Genomic DNA, 18015 nt, shown 5'->3' on the forward strand with positions numbered 1-18015 from the left:
CCGATGACCGGAGCCGTTTGCCTCAGCGAGGAAGGCGTATTCTACGCATTTCCTGGTGTTTGTCAACCGCTGTTTTTAGCGGGTGAAGCGAGCGATTAAAACTTCGCTAACTTCCTGACAAACCGAAGGTTTTCACCTTCACTCACCGCTGGTAACGCTGGGCGTCCCCGGCAGCGGATGCGTACTTTACGGATTCGCCAGGCGTTTGGCAAGGGGCTTTGTGAAATATGTCTGAAATAATGCCATATCGTCATAATGCAGGGTAACTGCTCGCTCTTCAGGAGGCCTTTCTGACTCCAGCAACACTGCTATCAATGTGTATTAGTAGGCTAGAGAGCTTGCTTGAGGCACGGTGATCTCCTGCCTTATGATTGATCATACCTATTAAAGGATGCCTAGCGGATGATATTCCCCCACCTCGCCAACAGCGGGCAGCACGCGCGCTACGCCATCGCGCCCGTGGTAAGTAGCAGCGTATGAAGCCTCGCCGCTGGAAAGGCATATGGCTTGTTGCCATCACGCTAGGCCTCATACTCGTCATGTGGCAAGCCGCCCACTTGGCGCGCGAGCAAGCCATCTCTACCCTTCAGGAAGACGCCGAAAATGAGCTGCGCCTTTCTGTCGCCAACCTTAATGGCTATCTGCTCCGCTACGACTATTTACCCCAAATGCTCGCAACGCGTGAAGGTGTCCAGCGTTTTTTGGCCTCTCCGGAAACCCAGAACGCCATGCCGCTTAACCTGCTACTGGATCGTTTCCGCTTTACCGCAGGCGTTTCTGACGTTTACCTACTCGACCGCGATGCCAACACGATTGCCGCCAGCAACTGGCATCGTCCCAATACGTTTTTAGGCCATAACTACGCGTTTCGCAGCTACTACACAGAAGCCATCGCCGGACGGCAAGGGCGGTTTTATGGGCTAGGGGTTCAGTCACTGGAGCGGGGCTACTTCTTCTCGGCGCCGGTATGGCTGGATGATACTTCGCCAGATGCGCAACCCTCCGGTGTTATCGTCATCAAGGTGTTACTGGATGAAGTTGAAGAGGGCTGGGCTGAGCAAGATGCTGAGCTACTGGTGACCGATAATGACAATATTATCTTTATGGCCAGCCGCCCTGAGCTGCGCATGAATGCGCTCTATGCGCTTAGTGATGAACAACGTCAAACGCTTCGTGACACACGCCGCTACGCCATTGAACCGCTATCCCCTTCAGGCATTAATATTGATGCACCTTATGGGCCAGTCAGCGCACTGGTTAGTTTTTCTCAGGGCCCGCTAAGTAGCAGCCGTTATTTAAGCCTGACGCGCCCCGTGGTGGAGTTTGGCTGGCACATGCATATTCTCAAGCCCTTAACACCCGTTGTTCGCGCTCAGTGGATCGCCGCACTTATGGCGGGCGGGCTTTACGGAATGATTGTACTTGGGGGCGGAATTGGCTGGCAGCGCCTGCGCTTGCGCCGTGAGCGCGAAGCGTTTGCCGAACGCGAACGGCATACCCTTGCCCTGGTGCGTGATGAGCTGGAAGCCAGCGTCGAGCGCCGCACTCACGATTTGGTGGCCAGCAACCAGCGCCTTTCCAATGAAATCGAAGAGCGACGCCGCGCAGAAGCCAACCTGCGTCAAACTCAGGATGAACTCATCCAGGCCGCCAAACTGGCAGTCCTTGGCCAATTGGCAGCGGGCATCAATCACGAACTGAACCAGCCACTGGCGGCCATTCGGGCCTATGGCGAAAATGCCCGGCGCTTTTTAACGCTTTCCCGAGTAGATCAAGCGGACGCAAATCTTGAGCAGATCGTTGAGCTCACCAAGCGCATGGCCGATATCAGCGCGCAGCTTCGTCAATTCTCGCGTAAAAGCAGTGAGCGCCAGGAAACCATCTCTGTGCAGGCTTGCATCGAATATGCACTTCGCTTGTTCCAGGGTCGCCTGCGCGACGGGCATGTTACCGTTGAACAGCATTGGCCCAAGGAAACGCTCTGGGTAACGGGCGATCTGGTACGCTTGGAGCAAGTACTGGTCAACCTGATTAGCAACGCTCTACACGCTATGCAAGAGACCTTAGAACCTCGGCTTATCTTGAGTGCGGCGCTGAACGAAAAGCAGGTCACCATTAGCATTATGGATAACGGTCCCGGCATTGGCGACCAGCACCTAGCACAGATCTTTGAGCCCTTTTTTACCACCAAAGCACCAGGAAGCGGATTAGGGCTGGGGCTTTCCATCTCGTCGCGTATCATGGATGACCTGGGTGGCAAGTTGCAGGCAGTCAATCGCGATCCGACAGGCGCCTGCTTTATTATTTCACTACCTTTCGCGCCGCCGATACACGCGCCTGTACCCTCGACTCAACAAGAGAACAATAGCCATGCATGAACCGTCGACACTGCCGGTCATGGTGATCGACGATGAGCCCCATCTGCGCATTACCGCCAGCCAAACCCTGGAACTTGCCGGCTACACGCCCACCTGCTTTGCGTCAGCCGAGCAAGCCCTCGCAGCGCTACCCGCAGAGTTTCCTGGCGTGATTGTCAGCGACATCCGTATGCCTGGCATGGGTGGGATGGGGCTTTTGCATGAGCTACATCGTCGCGACCCGACCCTGCCGATTATTCTGATTACCGGGCATGGTGATATCTCCACGGCGGTAGAAGCCATGCGTGCAGGCGCATGGGACTTCCTGGAGAAGCCGTTTGCTGGCGACCAGCTACTCGATGTTGTACGCCGCGGCATTGAAAAGCGCCAGCTTAGCCTGGAGAACAACCGCCTTAAGGCCGAATTGGAAGTACAGCGGGCTGCCCTTGGCCCGCGCCTGGTGGGTCGCACGGCAGTTATTTCTCGCTTGGCTGCAATGATTCAGCGTATTAGTCAGGTAGAAGCCGATGTGCTGCTGTTTGGCGAAACAGGGACAGGCAAGGACCTCGTGGCCCGGGCCATTCATGAACGTAGCGCTCGGCGCAACAACCCCTTTATGGCAATCAACTGCGGTGCCGTGCCGGAAAACACCATTGAGTCTGAGCTGTTTGGGCATGAAAAAGGCGCTTTTACCGGCGCGGTTGAACGCAGAATTGGTAAGTTTGAGCACGCTAACGGCGGTACCGTTTTCCTGGATGAGATTGAGTCGATGCCACTGGCTCTTCAGGTCAAACTACTACGCGTCCTGCAAGAGCGCAGCATCGAACGGCTCGGTGCCAATGAAGCAGTAACGCTCGACATTCGGGTAATTACCGCCACCAAAGTGGATCTTAAAGTCGCCGCTGAAGAGGGAGGCTTCCGTGAAGACCTCTACTACCGGCTGAATGTTGTCACGCTGCCGCTACCCGCGCTGCGCGAACGGCGTGAGGATATCCCGCTTCTGTTTCAGCACTTTGCCGTCATTGCCGCCAATCGTAGCGGTCTGGAGGCCCCCACACTGAACAGCCACGGTATCGCCGCACTGTTGGCCCATGACTGGCCTGGCAACGTGCGTGAACTACGCAACCTTGCTGAGCGCTACGTGCTACTCGGCGCAGCATTTGATTATCGTCTGGATATGCTGCTGGAAGGGGTAGCCACCGACACACAGGAGCCCACGTTACCGCGCCAGGTAGAGCTGTTTGAAAAGAGCCTAATTAGCCAGTCGCTTGCCCGTCACCATGGCCGTGTCACCGATGTCTGCCGCCACTTGGGCATTCCGCGTAAAACGTTTTACGACAAGCTGAAAAAGCATGGCTTACAAGCCGACGATTACCGCCACAGCAGTGACCCCTGATGAAACAGCTCCATTAAGACCGACCAGGGTGGCGCCCAGGGAAGCAGCGTCAAGGTGGCAATCAGCATTAATAGATTGGAGATAGGCCGGCGGCCATCGCCGAGCTTAAGCGCGGTACCGAACGAGCGCTTAAGCCGTGCTCCCTCCAAATCCACGCTATACATCTCATCCAGCAGCAGATGAATAATAAACCCCAGCAGCACGGCCGCACCGTGTGACCACGCTAACCCCGCAGGCTGAACAAGCAGATGAAAACTCAGCGCTGCGGTTAATAGCGAACATAGTCCGGCCGCCATCAGCGAGTGCCAAATGCCGCGGTGAACCGTCAGTTTTGAGAACAGTATTCCCGCCAAATACCGCACCGAGAAATAAATACCGCCGCAAGCTACCAGCAACATGCCTGGCGTCAACCACGACTCCAGCAGCATTACGCCCACCACCAGTGATGGCACGGAAAGAAGATTAAAAATCAAACGGATAGAGCGTGATCGGTCTGCATCAATATCGGGCAAAATGCCGCCAAAGGCGACCAACGCCACGATTAGTATGGCTTGAGAATAAGGCCACCACTGGGCTTGCCAACCCGCGTACGCCATCAACATGCCGCCCGCGGTCGCTACCGTCATATGCGTGCGAAAGTTCGCCATGTTATCGCGGCATCCTGAAAAACTGGATAAATTACCAGATTTTTTAAGATTACAACATGGCTAGTTTAGAAAAAAGGTCGGCAAGCCAATATGTTAGCTGAACTTAATCATAAGGAGTCTTCAGCTAAAAATTGATCCTTAAGTTTTACGTAGTTACCTGCGGTATAGGGGAAGAAGGCCCGCTCTTTTTCTTTTAAAGGGCGTAGCGCCTTGGCAGGATTACCGGCGTAAACATAGCCACTCTCCAAGTGCTTACCGGGCGTAACAACAGCCCCTGCGGCAATGATCACTTCATCGTCAACCACCGCGCCGTCCATCACGATGGCGCCCATACCGACCAAAATGCGGTTGCCCAGCGTACAGCCATGCAAAATGGCTTTATGGCCAATCGTCACATCTTCGCCAATCGTGAGTGGAAAGCCCTCTGGGTTAAAGTCACTGGCGTGAGTAATATGCAGCACACTGCCATCCTGCACGCTGGTACGTGCGCCAATACGAATCCGGTGCATATCGCCACGAATCACCGTCATTGGCCATACCGAACAGTCATTGCCCAGCTCAACGTCACCAATCACCACACTCGCAGGATCGATATAAACGCGCTCGCCCAAGCGGGGCGAATGGCCTTTAAAATCTCTTAGCGCTGCCTCTTTCATTGCACTCTCCTGAAGAGCCTATTTCCAAGTACATATTTCAAGTACCTGTTCCAAGTACATACTGATCTATTGATGGCGGATATATCCATTCTCACAAGCGGTATAGCGCTATAAAAGCCCACCCAGCAAGACGATAAACGTCAGCGGAATCGAGACCCAGCGCACAATATTGCGCCATAGCAGGTAGCCACTTTCCCCGGCGCCTAACGCTTTCATTACTCTCTTCTGCGGCATTATCCAGGCGGCAAACGTGGCAATCATCAAGCCACCCAAGGGCAAAAATATGTCTGGTGGAATGCTGCTGACCAATTCAAAGATATTGCGCCCAAAGAGTGGTTGGAACTCCGCCAGGGTTGAGAAAGAGAACGCCGACAACAATCCCATGAGCCAAACGCTTAGCGCGATGATCGCCGTTGCCATACTGCGCCGAAGCCCAAGCCCCTGCAGCGTCGCGACCATGGGCTCTGCCAGATTGATGGCCGATGTCCAGGTAGCGAGCAGTAACAGCAGGAAAAACACGCTTAGCCAGAACGCGCCGCCGGGCAACTCAGAAAAGGCTATCGGCAAGGTTACAAACATCAGGCCCGGGCCCTCAGCCGGGTCCATCCCTTGGGCAAACACCACCGAGAAAATCGCGATACCCGCCAGCAACGCCACGCTAATATCCAGTACGGCAACGGCAAACGCCGCTTTAGGCAGGCTCTGCTCTTCCGGCATATAAGCGCCATACGCCATCAGCGCGCAGGCCCCTACCGCCAGAGTGAAAAATGCATGGCCCATGGCATGCAGCACTACGGTAGGTGTGATTGCCTCAAAGGAGGGTAAAAACAGCCACATCAACGCCGTGGAGAAGCCCTCGGTGGTGGCAGCGTATCCGGCCAACAGCAACAGCAGCACGTACAGCAGCGGCATGAGTAGATTGTTAAGCCGCTCAAGCCCCTTGGCCACGCCAGCCGCCACCACGGTCATGGTCATAAACAAAAACAGAGAGTGATTGAAAATCAAAAGCCCAGGGCTTGCTAAAAATGCATCGAAACCAGCGCCAATCTCAGCCGCTGTTGCCCCGTTAAATTGCCCGTTGATGGAGGCCACCAAAAACTCGATCGACCAGCCAGACACCACTGAATAGAAGGACAAAATACAAAAAACAGTAAACGCCCCAAAGAGCCCGAGCCAACGCCAATGCTTGGAGGCCCCTGCTTCAGCAGCCAGTGTACCCAATGCCTGTAACGGGCCACGTCGCCCAGCTCGGCCAATGAGAATTTCAGCCATCATGACGGGGATACCCAGCAGCAACACAAACGCCACGTAAATTAATAAAAACGCCGCCCCGCCATTTTCACCCGCCACATAAGGGAAGCGCCAGATGTTGCCCAGCCCCACCGCAGCACCCGATATTGCCAGGATAAAGGCCCGCTTAGACCCCCAGCGCTCCAGCGTCTCGCTCATTGTTGACTCCTGCCATCGTGGGCACTAAAAGGCGGCAAGACTAGCAGGCGCCTGCCAAGAGACCAAACCTTGCCATTGAAACAGCGCTCCTGTGCCCACACTGTTTAGCTATTATTATGCGTTTTTGCACTCATTAACGCTGCCAACTGAGGTGCTTATGACCCACAATCCGCTGCTTGAAACGCACAAGCTTCCCCCTTTCGCTGAAATGTGTGCCGAGCATGTGGTGCCCGCGGTGGAAGCGCTTTTAAGTGAGAACCGTGAAACGATTGACCGCTTGGCCCAGCAGGCCGCAGAAACACCGCCCACGTGGGAGAGCTTCGCCGTTCCTCTGGAAGCGGTAAGCGATAGACTCTCCCAAGCATGGTCGCCGGTGTCACACTTAAATAGCACGATGAACACGCCTGAGCTGCGCGAAGCTTACCAAACCTGCCTGGAACAGCTTTCCGCCTTTGGCACGTGGGTCGGCCAGCACGAAGGGCTTTTCCACAGCTGGCAAGCGCTCAAGGAGAGTGACGACTGGAGCGCGCTGGATGCCGCACAGCAGCGCACCATTAATAATGCACTGCGCGACTTCCGCCTCGCCGGGGTCGACCTGCCGGCTGACAAGAAAGCCCGCTACGGTGACATTCAGTCGCGCCTTTCAACGCTCTCCAATCAATACTCAAATAATGTGCTGGATGCCACCCAGGCATGGCACAAGGACCTCAATAGTGAAAAGGAGCTTGCTGGGCTGCCTTCCAGCGCGCTCGATACCTTGAAAGCAGCTGCTGAAGCCAAGGGTGTTTCGGGCTATCGGATTACGCTGGATTTCCCAAGCTTCTTCCCCGTCGTTAGCTACGCTGAAAATCGTGAGCTGCGCCGCGAGGTATATACCGCGTTTGTCACCCGCGCCTCAGACCAAGGCCCTGATGCGGGCACGTTTGATAACGCTCCGTTGATGGAGGAGATCCTGGCACTACGCCAGGAACTGGCGAAGCTGCTGGGGTTCAACACCTATGCTGACTTTTCACTGACCACCAAGATGGCGGACTCTCCCGAGCAGGTGCTCGATTTTCTGGGTGACTTGGCCCGTCGCGCCGTCCCTCAAGCGAAAGAGGAGTTTGCCGAGCTAAGCGCTTACGCGCGCGACGAGCTGGGCATTGATGCGCTGGAGCCGTGGGATATTGCTTACGTTAGCGAAAAGCTGCGTGAAGCGCGCCATGCCATTTCCCAAGAGCAGCTACGCCCCTATTTTCCTGCACCACACGTGATTAACGGTCTCTTTCAAGTGGTTGAGCGGCTCTATGGCGTGCAGGTAGAAGAAGATAGTGAGGCACCGAGCTACCATAGCGATGTGCGCTATTTCCGTATTACCGAGCATGGCCAGCCCATTGCTGGGTTCTACCTTGATCTCTACGCTCGGGAAGGCAAGCGCGGCGGTGCCTGGATGGCCGACTGTCGAGTACGCCGCCAAACTGAGCATGGTATTCAGCTGCCGGTGGCTTTTTTAACCTGCAATTTTACGGCGCCCATCGGTGGCAAGCCTGCCCTGCTTACCCACGATGAAGTGACGACCCTGTTCCATGAATTTGGACACGGCCTTCACCATATGCTGACCAAGCAGCATATCGCCGACATTTCAGGTATCAACGGCGTTGCCTGGGATGCGGTGGAACTGCCCAGCCAGTTTATGGAGAACTACTGCTGGGAGCGTGAAGGGCTTAACCTGCTGGCCAAGCACGTAGAAACCGGGGAAGCCTTACCGGCTGAGCTGCTTGAACGCCTTCAGGCGGCCAAAAACTTCCAGTCCGCGATGGGTATGGTTCGCCAGCTCGAACTCTCGATCTTTGACCTGCGTTTACACCATGAATTAAGTGCGCCTAGCGCCAGCGATATTCAAACGCTGTTGGATGATGTACGCAGCGCTACTTCTGTCGTACCGGCGGCGCCCTTCAATCGCTTCCAAAACAGCTTTGCGCATATTTTTGCTGGCGGCTATGCGGCGGGGTACTACAGCTACAAATGGGCCGAAGTACTCTCTGCGGATGCCTGGAGCGCCTTTGAGGAGGCAGGTATTTTTGATGCTGAAACCGGACAGCGCTTCCGCCACCAGATTCTGGAACAAGGCGGGGCACGCGATGCCGCAGAGCTATTTGTGGCCTTCCGTGGCCGCGAGCCAAGCGTCGAGCCCCTATTGCGCCATAGCGGTATACGCGCGGCCTAACCGCTTATTGAACTCAGCACAGTGCCTATTATTTCATTGGTACTGTGCGTTTGGAGAACGCCATGTCGACCGTTAAACGCTTTATTGCAGGTGTTATCTGCCCACGCTGCGCCGCAATGGACCGTGTTCGTGCCTGGGAGCAAAACGGTATTCGCTATCGCGAGTGCGTGAGCTGTGATTTTTTTGAGCAACTGCCCATTGAAGATAACGACTCGCCTGAGCTAACGACCCGGGTGAACCAGATGCGAGAGGAGCAACAGAGTCAGGATATCCAGCCAGTACGAATTCTTGACCCTGGTAAGCCCAATACGTAAGTCATGACCAGGAGGGCCTTGTGCCCTCCTGTCTTACCTTTCACCTCTACCTCGCAGCTTCCAGCCCTTCAAAAAAGGGGGGGGGCACGGCACCTTCTCATTGCACTTTCTCTACTTTCTTAGCACGCCCCAATAGTGAGCGGAAAACCGCACGCTGCTTATCACCCCGCGTGCGCATTACCAGACAGTTAGACGCCCAGGAGTTTCCACTAAAGTTGGAGACTCTAAAAGTAAGTATTTGTTTTTACTTAACTATCCTATTAATGGCACGGCAATCGCTTTTAAATGATTGCTTAAATATTATTGTCACTGGAAAGCGGCTTGCGCTTGCCAGCCTATAATCCCAAGAACAGTTAAGGAAACATGCCATGCGCACCATGATGCCTAAAACTCTCGCCCTGCTTGCAGGTGGCGCGTTACTCGCTTCTGCCAGCGCCCATGCTGAGCGTGCTGACTGGCCCGAAAACTTTACCGTGGGCACCGCAAGCCAAGGCGGCACGTTTTTCGTTTACGGCTCTGGCTGGGCCAACTTTATTGCTGATGAATTAGGCGTTTCTGGCGGCGGTGAAGTAACGGGCGGCCCTACTCAAAACCTGGCGCTTGTTCATAGCGGCGATATGGCCTTTGGCTTAACCACCATGGGGCCCGCTTCTGATGCGGTTAACGGCAAAAGCCCGCTGGCACCAGGCATGGTGATGGATAACGTCTGTGCGCTGTTCCCGATGTATGAAACGCCGTTCTCGATTGCCGCGCTTTCAAGCTCAGGCATTGAGTCCATTTCGGATATTCCGGACGGTGCGCGTATTGGTTTTGGTCCCGCCGCGTCAACGTCTGACACCTATTTCCCAGCGATGCTGGAAACGTTGGGCGTGAACTTCGACCGCCGCAACGGCGGCTGGTCTGACCTTGGCGGTCAGCTGCAGGACGGCCTGTTGGACGTCATCGCTTTTGCAGCCGGCATCCCGATTCCTGCCGTTAGTCAGTTGGAAGTGCAAACGGATGTGAACATCATCGAGTTCAACGAAGATGAGCTTGCGACCGTACTGGACGCCTTCCCCGTGGCCGAATTCACTATTCCTGCCAGCACGTACTCAACGCTTGAGGAAGATGCTCGCGCGGTTTCCATGTGGAACTTTGCGATTGCTGGCTGTGATCTTCCGGAAGACTTCATCTACGAAGTCACCAAAGTGACCATGGAAAACAACGACCGTATGCGCTCTATTCACCGCAGTGCTGAAACCAGCATCCCGGAAAATATCGTACACAACAGCGTTCTACCCTTCCATCCAGGCGCTGCTCGTTGGTACGAAGAGAACGGCTACGAAATCTCTGAAGACCTGATCAACTAAAACTTTACGCATCATCTGGCTGCCCCGTACTGGTTTTCCAGTGCGGGGCAGCTTTGGCTATTGCTCCTTTTTTTGCTCCTGCTGTGAGGGTGAACTCTGATGAGTCCCACAACCCCCCAAACCTCTGATGACCTCAAGGATGATGTCCAGCTTGCTTCATCGCCTATCGTTGTTGCGGAGGGCGTCGATGAAGACATCGTTGAATCCAACCGCCGCTTATTTACTGGTTGGCAGTTTTTCCTGTTTGCCGGGCTAGCCATTGCCTACTCAAGTTTCCACTTGGTGTCTCTCAACGTGTACCCCATGGAAACCTGGTCGTTTCGTATTGTTCATATCGCAGGGGCGCTGATTCTAGGCTACGGCCTGTTTGCGGGAGCTCAGTTTGCCGAAGATGGTCAGAACGCATCACCCGCTTGGCTAACATGGGTAGGCTACGTGCTGCTGATACCGGCCCTCTACGCGCTTGCTCAGGTTTTTTTGATGCAACAAACCCTGAGCGGTGGTGCGATGCGCATTGACCCAATCGTTGAAACCTGGCACTACGGTTATCCACTAATAGCAACGACCGTTGCCGCCATTGTGCTTTCATGGTTTTTCCGCCAGGCACGCGGCTCTTTTAACCCGGCCGATTTAGTCCTGATGGTGTGCGCCCTGGCCAGTGCCGGTTATTTACTGATCATGTACAACACACCTCTGCGTGCTTCAACGGGTACCTCCTTTGCGCCTATCGGGATTTCCTGGGCGGCGATTGCCGGGTCCCTGCTTATTCTGGAGCTTACCCGGCGAGTAGCGGGCCTTGCGCTGGTCATTATTTCACTCATCTTCCTGACATATGTCTTTGCCGGCCCTTACCTGCCCGGCTTCCTGGGGTATCCTGGCCTATCAATGCAGCGCTTTTTTAGCCAGCTGTATACCGACGCCGGTGTCCTGGGCCCCACCATCGCCGTCTCCTCGACGTACATTATCCTGTTCATTATTTTTGCCGCCTTCCTGCAAGCGTCAAAAGTAGGCGACTATTTTGTGAACTTCGCCTTTGCCGCTGCTGGGCGTGCCCGAGGAGGCCCTGCCAAAGTGTCTATTTTTGCCTCGGGCCTGATGGGCATGATCAACGGCACCTCCGCGGGCAACGTGGTATCGACCGGTTCACTGACCATTCCGCTGATGAAAAAGGTGGGTTACCCCGCACGTAGCGCGGGCGCTATTGAAGCGGCAGCCTCAACCGGCGGGCAAATCATGCCGCCGATTATGGGGGCCGGCGCCTTTATCATGGCGGAAGTCACGGGCATTCCCTATACCGACATCGCCATTGCAGCGTTGATCCCGGCAATTCTTTACTTCGCGTCTATCTACTTTATGGTGGATTTTGAAGCGGCCCGTAAAGGCATGCGTGGTATGCGTAAAGATGAGATTCCACGCTTCACTAAATTGGCCAAACAAGCCTACCTCTTTGCCCCCATCATTATCCTGATAGCCGCGCTGTTTATGGGCTATTCGGTGATTAGGGCAGGCACCTTGGCCACCGCCTCGGCCGCCGTTGTCAGCTGGATTTCACCCAACAAAATGGGCGTGACCGCCATTCTCAAGGCGCTGCAACTGGCGGGCACCATGGCCATCCAGATCATCGCTGTCTGTGCCTGTGCGGGCTTAATCGTAGGGGTTATTTCGCTCACCGGTGTTGGCGCGCGCTTCTCCTCGCTGCTATTGGGTCTGGCAGGTGTGAGCCAGCTGCTGGCACTTATCTTTGCCATGCTGATCAGTATCTTGCTGGGCATGGGCATGCCGACCACAGCGGCCTACGCCGTTGCCGCATCGGTCGTGGCACCAGGGCTAATTAACATCGGTATCGAGCCGCTTATTGCCCACTTCTTCGTGTTCTACTTTGCGGTTGTATCGGCCATTACCCCGCCGGTGGCGCTGGCCTCTTACGCGGCGGCAGGTATTTCTGGCGATAACCCCATGGGCACGTCGGTGGCATCGTTCAAGATTGGTCTGGCGGCCTTTATCGTGCCGTTCATGTTCTTCTACAGCCCAGCCATGTTGATGGAAGGCTCTGCCATACAGATTCTGCGGGTGGGTGTTACCGCCACGCTGGGTATCATTCTGCTTTCGGGCATGGTGCAGGCCTGGTTCTTTGGCCCGGTGAGTGTGCTCAAGCGGGTTATCATGTTGGTCGGTGCAATGTGCATGATCTATGGCGGTATCTACACCGATATCGTGGGCCTTGCGATTGGCGCCGGTCTCGTAATCATCCAGCGTAAGCAGTTTGGTGGCGGCAAGTCGGCCGACAACGTGCAATCGCCAGCGAGTTAGTAGCCCCGCTAACAAGTAAAACCAGTAAGGCATAACGTAAAACGCCCCGCTCAATTGAGCGGGGCGTTGTGTATGGTGCGATCTAAATCAACAGGCTATCGCAGTTAGCCCACCAGATTATCGACCACTTTTAGTACGGGAGCCGCCTGGTTAAGGGTATAGAAATGCAGCCCTGGCGCACCGCCATCCAAGAGACGCTGACAAAGACGGCTTACCGCCTCGGTGCCAAATTTGGCAATTGCTTCACTGTCATCGCCATAGCTTTCCAGTTGCTTGCGCATCCAGCGAGGAATTTCCGCGCCACAGCTATCCGAAAAACGCGCCAGCTTGGTGTAGTTAGTGATCGGCATAATGCCGGGGATAATCGGCTGTTCAACGCCTAGTGCGCGCACTTTATCAACAAAGTTGAAGTAAGCATCGGCGGTGAAGAAGTATTGGGTGATCGCCATATCGGCGCCCGCCTTCATTTTACGCGCGAAGTTTTCGATATCTTTATCAAGGTTAGCTGCCTGAGGGTGGGACTCCGGGTAGGCCGCCACGGCAATATTAAAATGATCGCCCGTCTCGTCGCGAATAAACTCCACCAGCTCGTTGGCATAGCGTAGCTCGCCGATGCTGCCCATCCCGGAAGGCATATCACCACGCAGGGCGACCAGGCTGTTAATGCCTTCTTCGCGGTACTGGGACAACAAATCGCGCAGTTGGGCTTTTTCACTGCCAATGCACGAAAGGTGCGGTGCGGTGGTAATGCCGTTCTGGCTAACCGTACGTACGGTGTCCCGCGTGCGAGCTTGGGTGGAGCCGCCTGCGCCATAGGTCACAGAGAAAAACCGCGGATTACGAGTGGCCAGCTCATCGCGTACCAGCATCAGCTTGTCGCGCCCAGCATCAGTATTGGGCGGGAAGAATTCAAAGCTGATACCGAGCGGGTGCTGTTGGCTGCTCATGGGGTTTCCTCATACAGAACAATAAAATAAAGAGTGATATTTTGGTGTATTCTCGCTGTTCTACTGCGCCGCGGCTAATGAAAGATTCCACGTTTAGCCTTTAATTCGGCTCATGTTACCCACCCTTTTATGCCGTCAGGAGGGCATATGGAGCTATCACCCAGCGCGTTAATGGGCCCGCTACTCATGCTGCTAAGCTTTGTAGGCTTGGGCTGGATTGCCGCCCAACGGTTAAAAATCGACCCAAGGCCCATTGCCACGCTGCTGGTTTATCTCATTGCGCCTTTAACCATCTTTCGCGCACTGATGAGTGGGGGGCCAACGCCTGAGTACCTGGTCTTAACGCTTTCGCTGTTTGTGCTGGTTAGCCTACTGGCGCTGCTGGTTCAGCGCGTGACGCAACACCGCTTTGGCCCGCAGGAAGGCGCGCTGCTGGCATTTTCATCAGGGACAGGCAACACCGGTTATTTCGGTTTACCGGTAGCGCTGATTCTCTTGCCTCCGGAAGGCGTAACGCTCTACCTGTTCTGCATGCTAGGCATCAATTTGTATGAATTTACCGTGGGGTTTTACTTAAGCGCCCGTGGCCACTTCTCGATTCGCCAAAGTCTGATCAAGATTTCACGCCTTCCGCTGATCTACACGTTTTTGCTAGCGCTACTGCTGAGTTCACTCAATGTTACGCTGCCTACGGCCTTGGCTAGCTCGCTGGATGTTTTTCCCGCGACCTATACGCTGCTGGGAATGATGATTATTGGTATGACGCTTAGCCGGGTAACGCTGGCTGCCTGGGATACGCGCTTTATCGCCGCCTGTGTAGGGCTTCGTTATATCGTTTGGCCAGCGGCTACCTTTGCCGCGGTCATGCTATTACAGATGCTTATGCCGGTGCCTGCAGAACTGGCCATGGCGATACTGCTATTAGGCGTGGTGCCCATGGCTTCTAACGTGGTGGTGGTCGCCATGGAGCTGGGTATCCAGCCGCAAAAAGGGGCGCTGGCGGTGCTGGTAACCACGCTGATGGCGCCGCTACTGATTCCCTTCTATCTGGGGCTCATGCTGCGCGCCACCGGGCTTGGTTAGGGTTGTGTCGTAAACCCCGCTACGTTCAACGCGCGAAGCTGCTCGGCCATGGCCTGCATTTGGGCATGGGAGAAAAAGGCGTCAAGCGCCTGGGCTCTGCCTGGACCGATGCCCGGCAGGGCTTCCCAGTCGCCTGGCTGATACATGCTCGCCACTTGCCAATCAGGCAGGCTGGTAGCGCCAGCAGGCGGCAACCCCAGCCCTTTTAACCAGGCATCATAGGGAGCAGCCTTGGCCGCCTGAAACTGCCGATAAAGCGAGTCGCTACGCGCCTCGCCAATTCCGTGCGCTTGGCGCAGCTGGTCGGGTTCAAGCGATAACCAGGCCAGCAGATCCGGCACCAGTCCGGCCTCAAGTAACGCTTGCCAGGTGCCTTCGCCCACGCCTTGAAAACCCAACTGTTCGCCCAGGTAGGTTAGTCGCGCCAGCAGTTGGGACGTGCAGCCTGGGCTATGCTGAAAGCAGCTCAGCAGATGGTAGGTAGTCGTAGAGGGTGCTTCCACGACGGTGCGCTCTTGGGTTTGCCATACCACCTCTTCAAGCTGAGGGATGGTAAGCCCGGCCAGGGTAATGGCCAACTGGTCGCCGGGGCGTATATCCAGGTTTTCCCAGCGGTCGAGTGAGCCCAGCGATACGCGACTGATGCGCCGACCTTCCAATTCAATCGGATAGAGCCAGATCAGTGGCGTGATACGCCCAGTTCGCCCAATGCGAAACTCCACGCCACGTACTTCTGCCAGCGCTTTCTGCAGTGGGTATTTCCAGGCAATCGCCCATTCTGGCGGGGCCGTGGACCAGCGCCGAATACCAGGACGTTCCGCCTGTTTAATCACTACGCCGTCGGTTGCAAACGGCAGCGCGCCGTTAAACCACGCCTCCCGCCAGTAAGCCGCATCCGATTCATCACTTAATAAATGCGTGTAGCGGGCAGTATCAAATCCAAGTGCACTCAGTTGCGCCAGCCGCTCAGTCATGTCGGTTGGCCCATCCGGCCAGCCCCATACAAACAGCCCGACCTGCGCCAGCACGTCCTGGGTTGGGCTTGCTTGCGCCATAGCCCCCGCCACGGCCCCGCGGGCCCCCGAACCAGGCGTACGAGACTGAACATGTTCATCAAGCTGCCAATAAAGCTCGCCCTGAAAAATGGCTGAAATAGTGTCGGGCAGCGTATTAGGCACGCTGGGTAATTGTAAGGCGCGGGCCGTCCAATCCTGCCCCTGCTGTCCATCCCCTCGGCTGACCGCTTCCACCAGCTCGCCTGCCTGATAGCGCAGTGTTACCGCCACGCCGTCCACCTTGGGCTGTATCCATAAATTTTCACGGCGACTGGTAAAGCGGCGCACGCCTGCTTCATCGGTTTTATCCAACCCTTGCTGGGCAGCCGGATGCTCAAGCGTACGACGGCTGGACGTTACCCGGGTAAGCGGTTGATGAGCAGTAGCGTCGTTTAGGCAGGCGCGCCAATCCTGGAGGCGGATAAGGGCCTGGTCGTAGAGCACATCATCAATCAACGAGATGCCCTCTTCATGATAGGCATGGTCCCATTGGGCGACTTGCGCGGCGAGCGCGAGAGTCTCCTGCTCAAGCCGTTCATTGGGCCACGTGGGGCAAGCCGCCATCGCCGTACTACTCGTCATGCCAAACGCCACCATCAACAGCAACCCTCTCATGATTTTTCCCCAGCGTGCTACCGGCATAACACTTTCCCCAAGTTGTTGTACTGCCTAGCCTAAAACACGCAGCATAAAAAAACGCCCCCTGGCAGAGCCAAAGGGGCGTTCTCTTACAAACCGCCTAGCGAATATCTTACAAACCAGCGGCCTTACGCAGCGCATCGGCTTTATCGGTCTTCTCCCAGGGGAAGGCGGTAAAGGTTTCAGTGTGCTGTTCGCCTTTATCGTCGCTCCAGGTGTAGCTGTGCTCGAACGGTGCCCGACCAAAGTGGCCGTAGGCAGCCGTCAGCTGATACATCGGGTGCAGCAGGTCGAGCATTTTGGTGATCGCGTAGGGGCGCAGATCAAAGTGCTCGTTCACCAGCTCAACAATCCGGGCATCGTCAATGTTGCCGGTGCCGAAGGTATCGATAGCAACGGAGGTCGGCTCCGCGACACCAATCGCGTAGGAAACCTGAATCTCGCACTTATCGGCAAGACCTGCCGCCACCACGTTCTTGGCCACGTAACGGCCCGCATAGGCCGCACTACGGTCAACTTTTGAAGGGTCTTTGCCCGAGAACGCACCGCCGCCATGGCGCGCCATACCGCCGTAGGTGTCAACGATGATCTTGCGGCCGGTTAAACCACAGTCACCTACCGGGCCACCAATCACAAACTTACCGGTCGGATTGATGTGGTACTGGGTATTTTCGTTGAGCCATTCAGCCGGAATCACCTGTTCGATGATCTCACGCTTGACCATTTTACGCAGGTCTTCCTGGTCAATCTCAGGGTCGTGCTGGGTGGAAAGCACCACCGCATCAACGCCACAGGGTTGGCCCTGTTCGTTATAGCGGAAGGTCACCTGGCTTTTGGCATCCGGGCGTAGCCACGGCAACAGACCGTTTTTGCGCAGTTCAGCCTGACGCTCAACCAAACGATGCGAGTAGTGGATCGGCGCAGGCATAAACGAATCGGTTTCGTTGGTCGCGTAACCAAACATCAGGCCCTGGTCACCAGCGCCCTGGTCTTCTGGCTTGGTACGGTCAACGCCCTGGGCAATTTCAACACTCTGCTTGCCGATCAGGTTAATCACGCCACATGTCGCGCCATCAAAGCCAACGTGGGAAGAGGTGTAACCGATGTCGGTAATCACGTCGCGCACCAGCGTTTCCAGATCCACCCACGCCGAGGTAGTAATTTCACCAGCGATAATTGCTACACCGGTTTTCACCATGGTTTCACAAGCAACCCGTGCCTGTTTATCCCGGGCAATAATAGCATCCAGCACCGCATCCGAAATCTGGTCGGCAATTTTATCGGGATGACCTTCGGAGACAGACTCCGAGGTAAACAGGGAATATTCGCTCATCGCGCTCTCGACCCTCTGTATGACAGCTGCTCACTACTCGCAGCATCAGCAGGAAATCACGGCAGGAGGTTCCCTGCCCATATAAGGAAGCGGTTTTACTAGGTTGACCACCGCTTCGGGAGGCAGAGTCTACACGCTGTTGAGAGTTCTTCCCAGAATGTGGCCTATAATTTGCCGCTACATTTGCCGCAACAGGGGAAGTCAGCGACAATAGCGCCTTCATTATTTCCGTTTTCAGGCGAGGAGCACCCCCATGCCGTCCCGTTTTGAGCTG

General features: G+C 55.5%; 13 protein-coding genes. 7 read left to right on the top strand and 6 right to left on the bottom strand.

Translation table 11 applies throughout. From position 1 onward, the window contains the following. The first annotated feature begins 476 nt into the window (after positions 1-476). The gene (locus ACT3RU_RS17380; protein WP_192528607.1) at positions 477-2378 is read left to right on the top strand and encodes a sensor histidine kinase; all 1902 of its coding nucleotides are present in this window, start codon (positions 477-479) and stop codon (positions 2376-2378) included. Continuing rightward, positions 2371-3753: a sigma-54-dependent transcriptional regulator gene (locus tag ACT3RU_RS17385; RefSeq protein ID WP_192528606.1), complete on the top strand. Its 1383-nt coding sequence runs from the start codon at positions 2371-2373 to the stop codon at positions 3751-3753. The genes ACT3RU_RS17380 and ACT3RU_RS17385 overlap by 8 nt, the downstream gene beginning before the upstream one ends. Here the strand turns inward: ACT3RU_RS17385 and ACT3RU_RS17390 are convergent. From ACT3RU_RS17390 to ACT3RU_RS17400, 3 genes are all read right to left on the bottom strand, one after another. Then, positions 3729-4400, bottom strand: a complete 672-nt coding sequence (locus ACT3RU_RS17390) for a metal-dependent hydrolase (RefSeq protein WP_192528605.1) — start codon at positions 4398-4400, stop codon at positions 3729-3731. The two genes, ACT3RU_RS17385 and ACT3RU_RS17390, sit on opposite strands and share 25 nt — an antisense overlap. A 107-nt stretch (positions 4401-4507) precedes the next feature. Continuing rightward, positions 4508-5056, bottom strand: coding sequence for a gamma carbonic anhydrase family protein (locus ACT3RU_RS17395; protein WP_192528604.1), 549 nt, complete (start codon positions 5054-5056; stop codon positions 4508-4510). Between the two features lie 108 nt (positions 5057-5164). Continuing rightward, entirely contained in the window at positions 5165-6505 is a 1341-nt protein-coding gene (locus ACT3RU_RS17400; RefSeq protein ID WP_087108592.1) for a sodium-dependent transporter, read from the bottom strand. A gap of 157 nt (positions 6506-6662) precedes the next feature. Here ACT3RU_RS17400 and prlC point away from each other — a divergent pair, with 157 nt between their 5' ends. The 4 genes from prlC to ACT3RU_RS17420 all read left to right on the top strand — a co-directional run bounded on the left by prlC (position 6663) and on the right by ACT3RU_RS17420 (position 12684). Further along, the gene (gene prlC, locus ACT3RU_RS17405; protein WP_192528603.1) at positions 6663-8711 is read left to right on the top strand and encodes an oligopeptidase A; all 2049 of its coding nucleotides are present in this window, start codon (positions 6663-6665) and stop codon (positions 8709-8711) included. A 62-nt stretch (positions 8712-8773) separates the two neighbouring features. Then, entirely contained in the window at positions 8774-9025 is a 252-nt protein-coding gene (locus tag ACT3RU_RS17410) for a YheV family putative zinc ribbon protein (RefSeq protein WP_192528602.1), read from the top strand. Between the two features lie 368 nt (positions 9026-9393). Continuing rightward, entirely contained in the window at positions 9394-10374 is a 981-nt protein-coding gene (locus ACT3RU_RS17415; RefSeq protein ID WP_087108584.1) for a TAXI family TRAP transporter solute-binding subunit, read from the top strand. A 99-nt stretch (positions 10375-10473) separates the two neighbouring features. Then, positions 10474-12684 (top strand): TRAP transporter permease, encoded by a 2211-nt coding sequence (locus ACT3RU_RS17420; protein WP_192528601.1) that lies wholly within the window; start codon positions 10474-10476, stop codon positions 12682-12684. Between the two features lie 104 nt (positions 12685-12788). Here the strand turns inward: ACT3RU_RS17420 and metF are convergent, their stop codons facing one another. Beyond that, positions 12789-13631: a methylenetetrahydrofolate reductase [NAD(P)H] gene (gene metF, locus ACT3RU_RS17425; RefSeq protein ID WP_087108580.1), complete on the bottom strand. Its 843-nt coding sequence runs from the start codon at positions 13629-13631 to the stop codon at positions 12789-12791. A 147-nt stretch (positions 13632-13778) separates the two neighbouring features. Here metF and ACT3RU_RS17430 point away from each other — a divergent pair, with 147 nt between their 5' ends. Beyond that, positions 13779-14714: an AEC family transporter gene (locus ACT3RU_RS17430; RefSeq protein ID WP_192528600.1), complete on the top strand. Its 936-nt coding sequence runs from the start codon at positions 13779-13781 to the stop codon at positions 14712-14714. Here ACT3RU_RS17430 and ligB read toward each other — a convergent pair. Next, positions 14711-16411 (bottom strand): NAD-dependent DNA ligase LigB, encoded by a 1701-nt coding sequence (ligB, locus tag ACT3RU_RS17435; RefSeq protein ID WP_225733937.1) that lies wholly within the window; start codon positions 16409-16411, stop codon positions 14711-14713. The two genes, ACT3RU_RS17430 and ligB, sit on opposite strands and share 4 nt — an antisense overlap. A gap of 109 nt (positions 16412-16520) precedes the next feature. Then, positions 16521-17741: a methionine adenosyltransferase gene (gene metK, locus ACT3RU_RS17440; protein ID WP_192528599.1), complete on the bottom strand. Its 1221-nt coding sequence runs from the start codon at positions 17739-17741 to the stop codon at positions 16521-16523. Positions 17742-18015: the final 274 nt, after the last annotated feature.

It is taken from the genome of Halomonas sp. TP35 (genome assembly GCF_052375975.1).
Taxonomy (GTDB): domain Bacteria; phylum Pseudomonadota; class Gammaproteobacteria; order Pseudomonadales; family Halomonadaceae; genus Vreelandella; species Vreelandella citrativorans.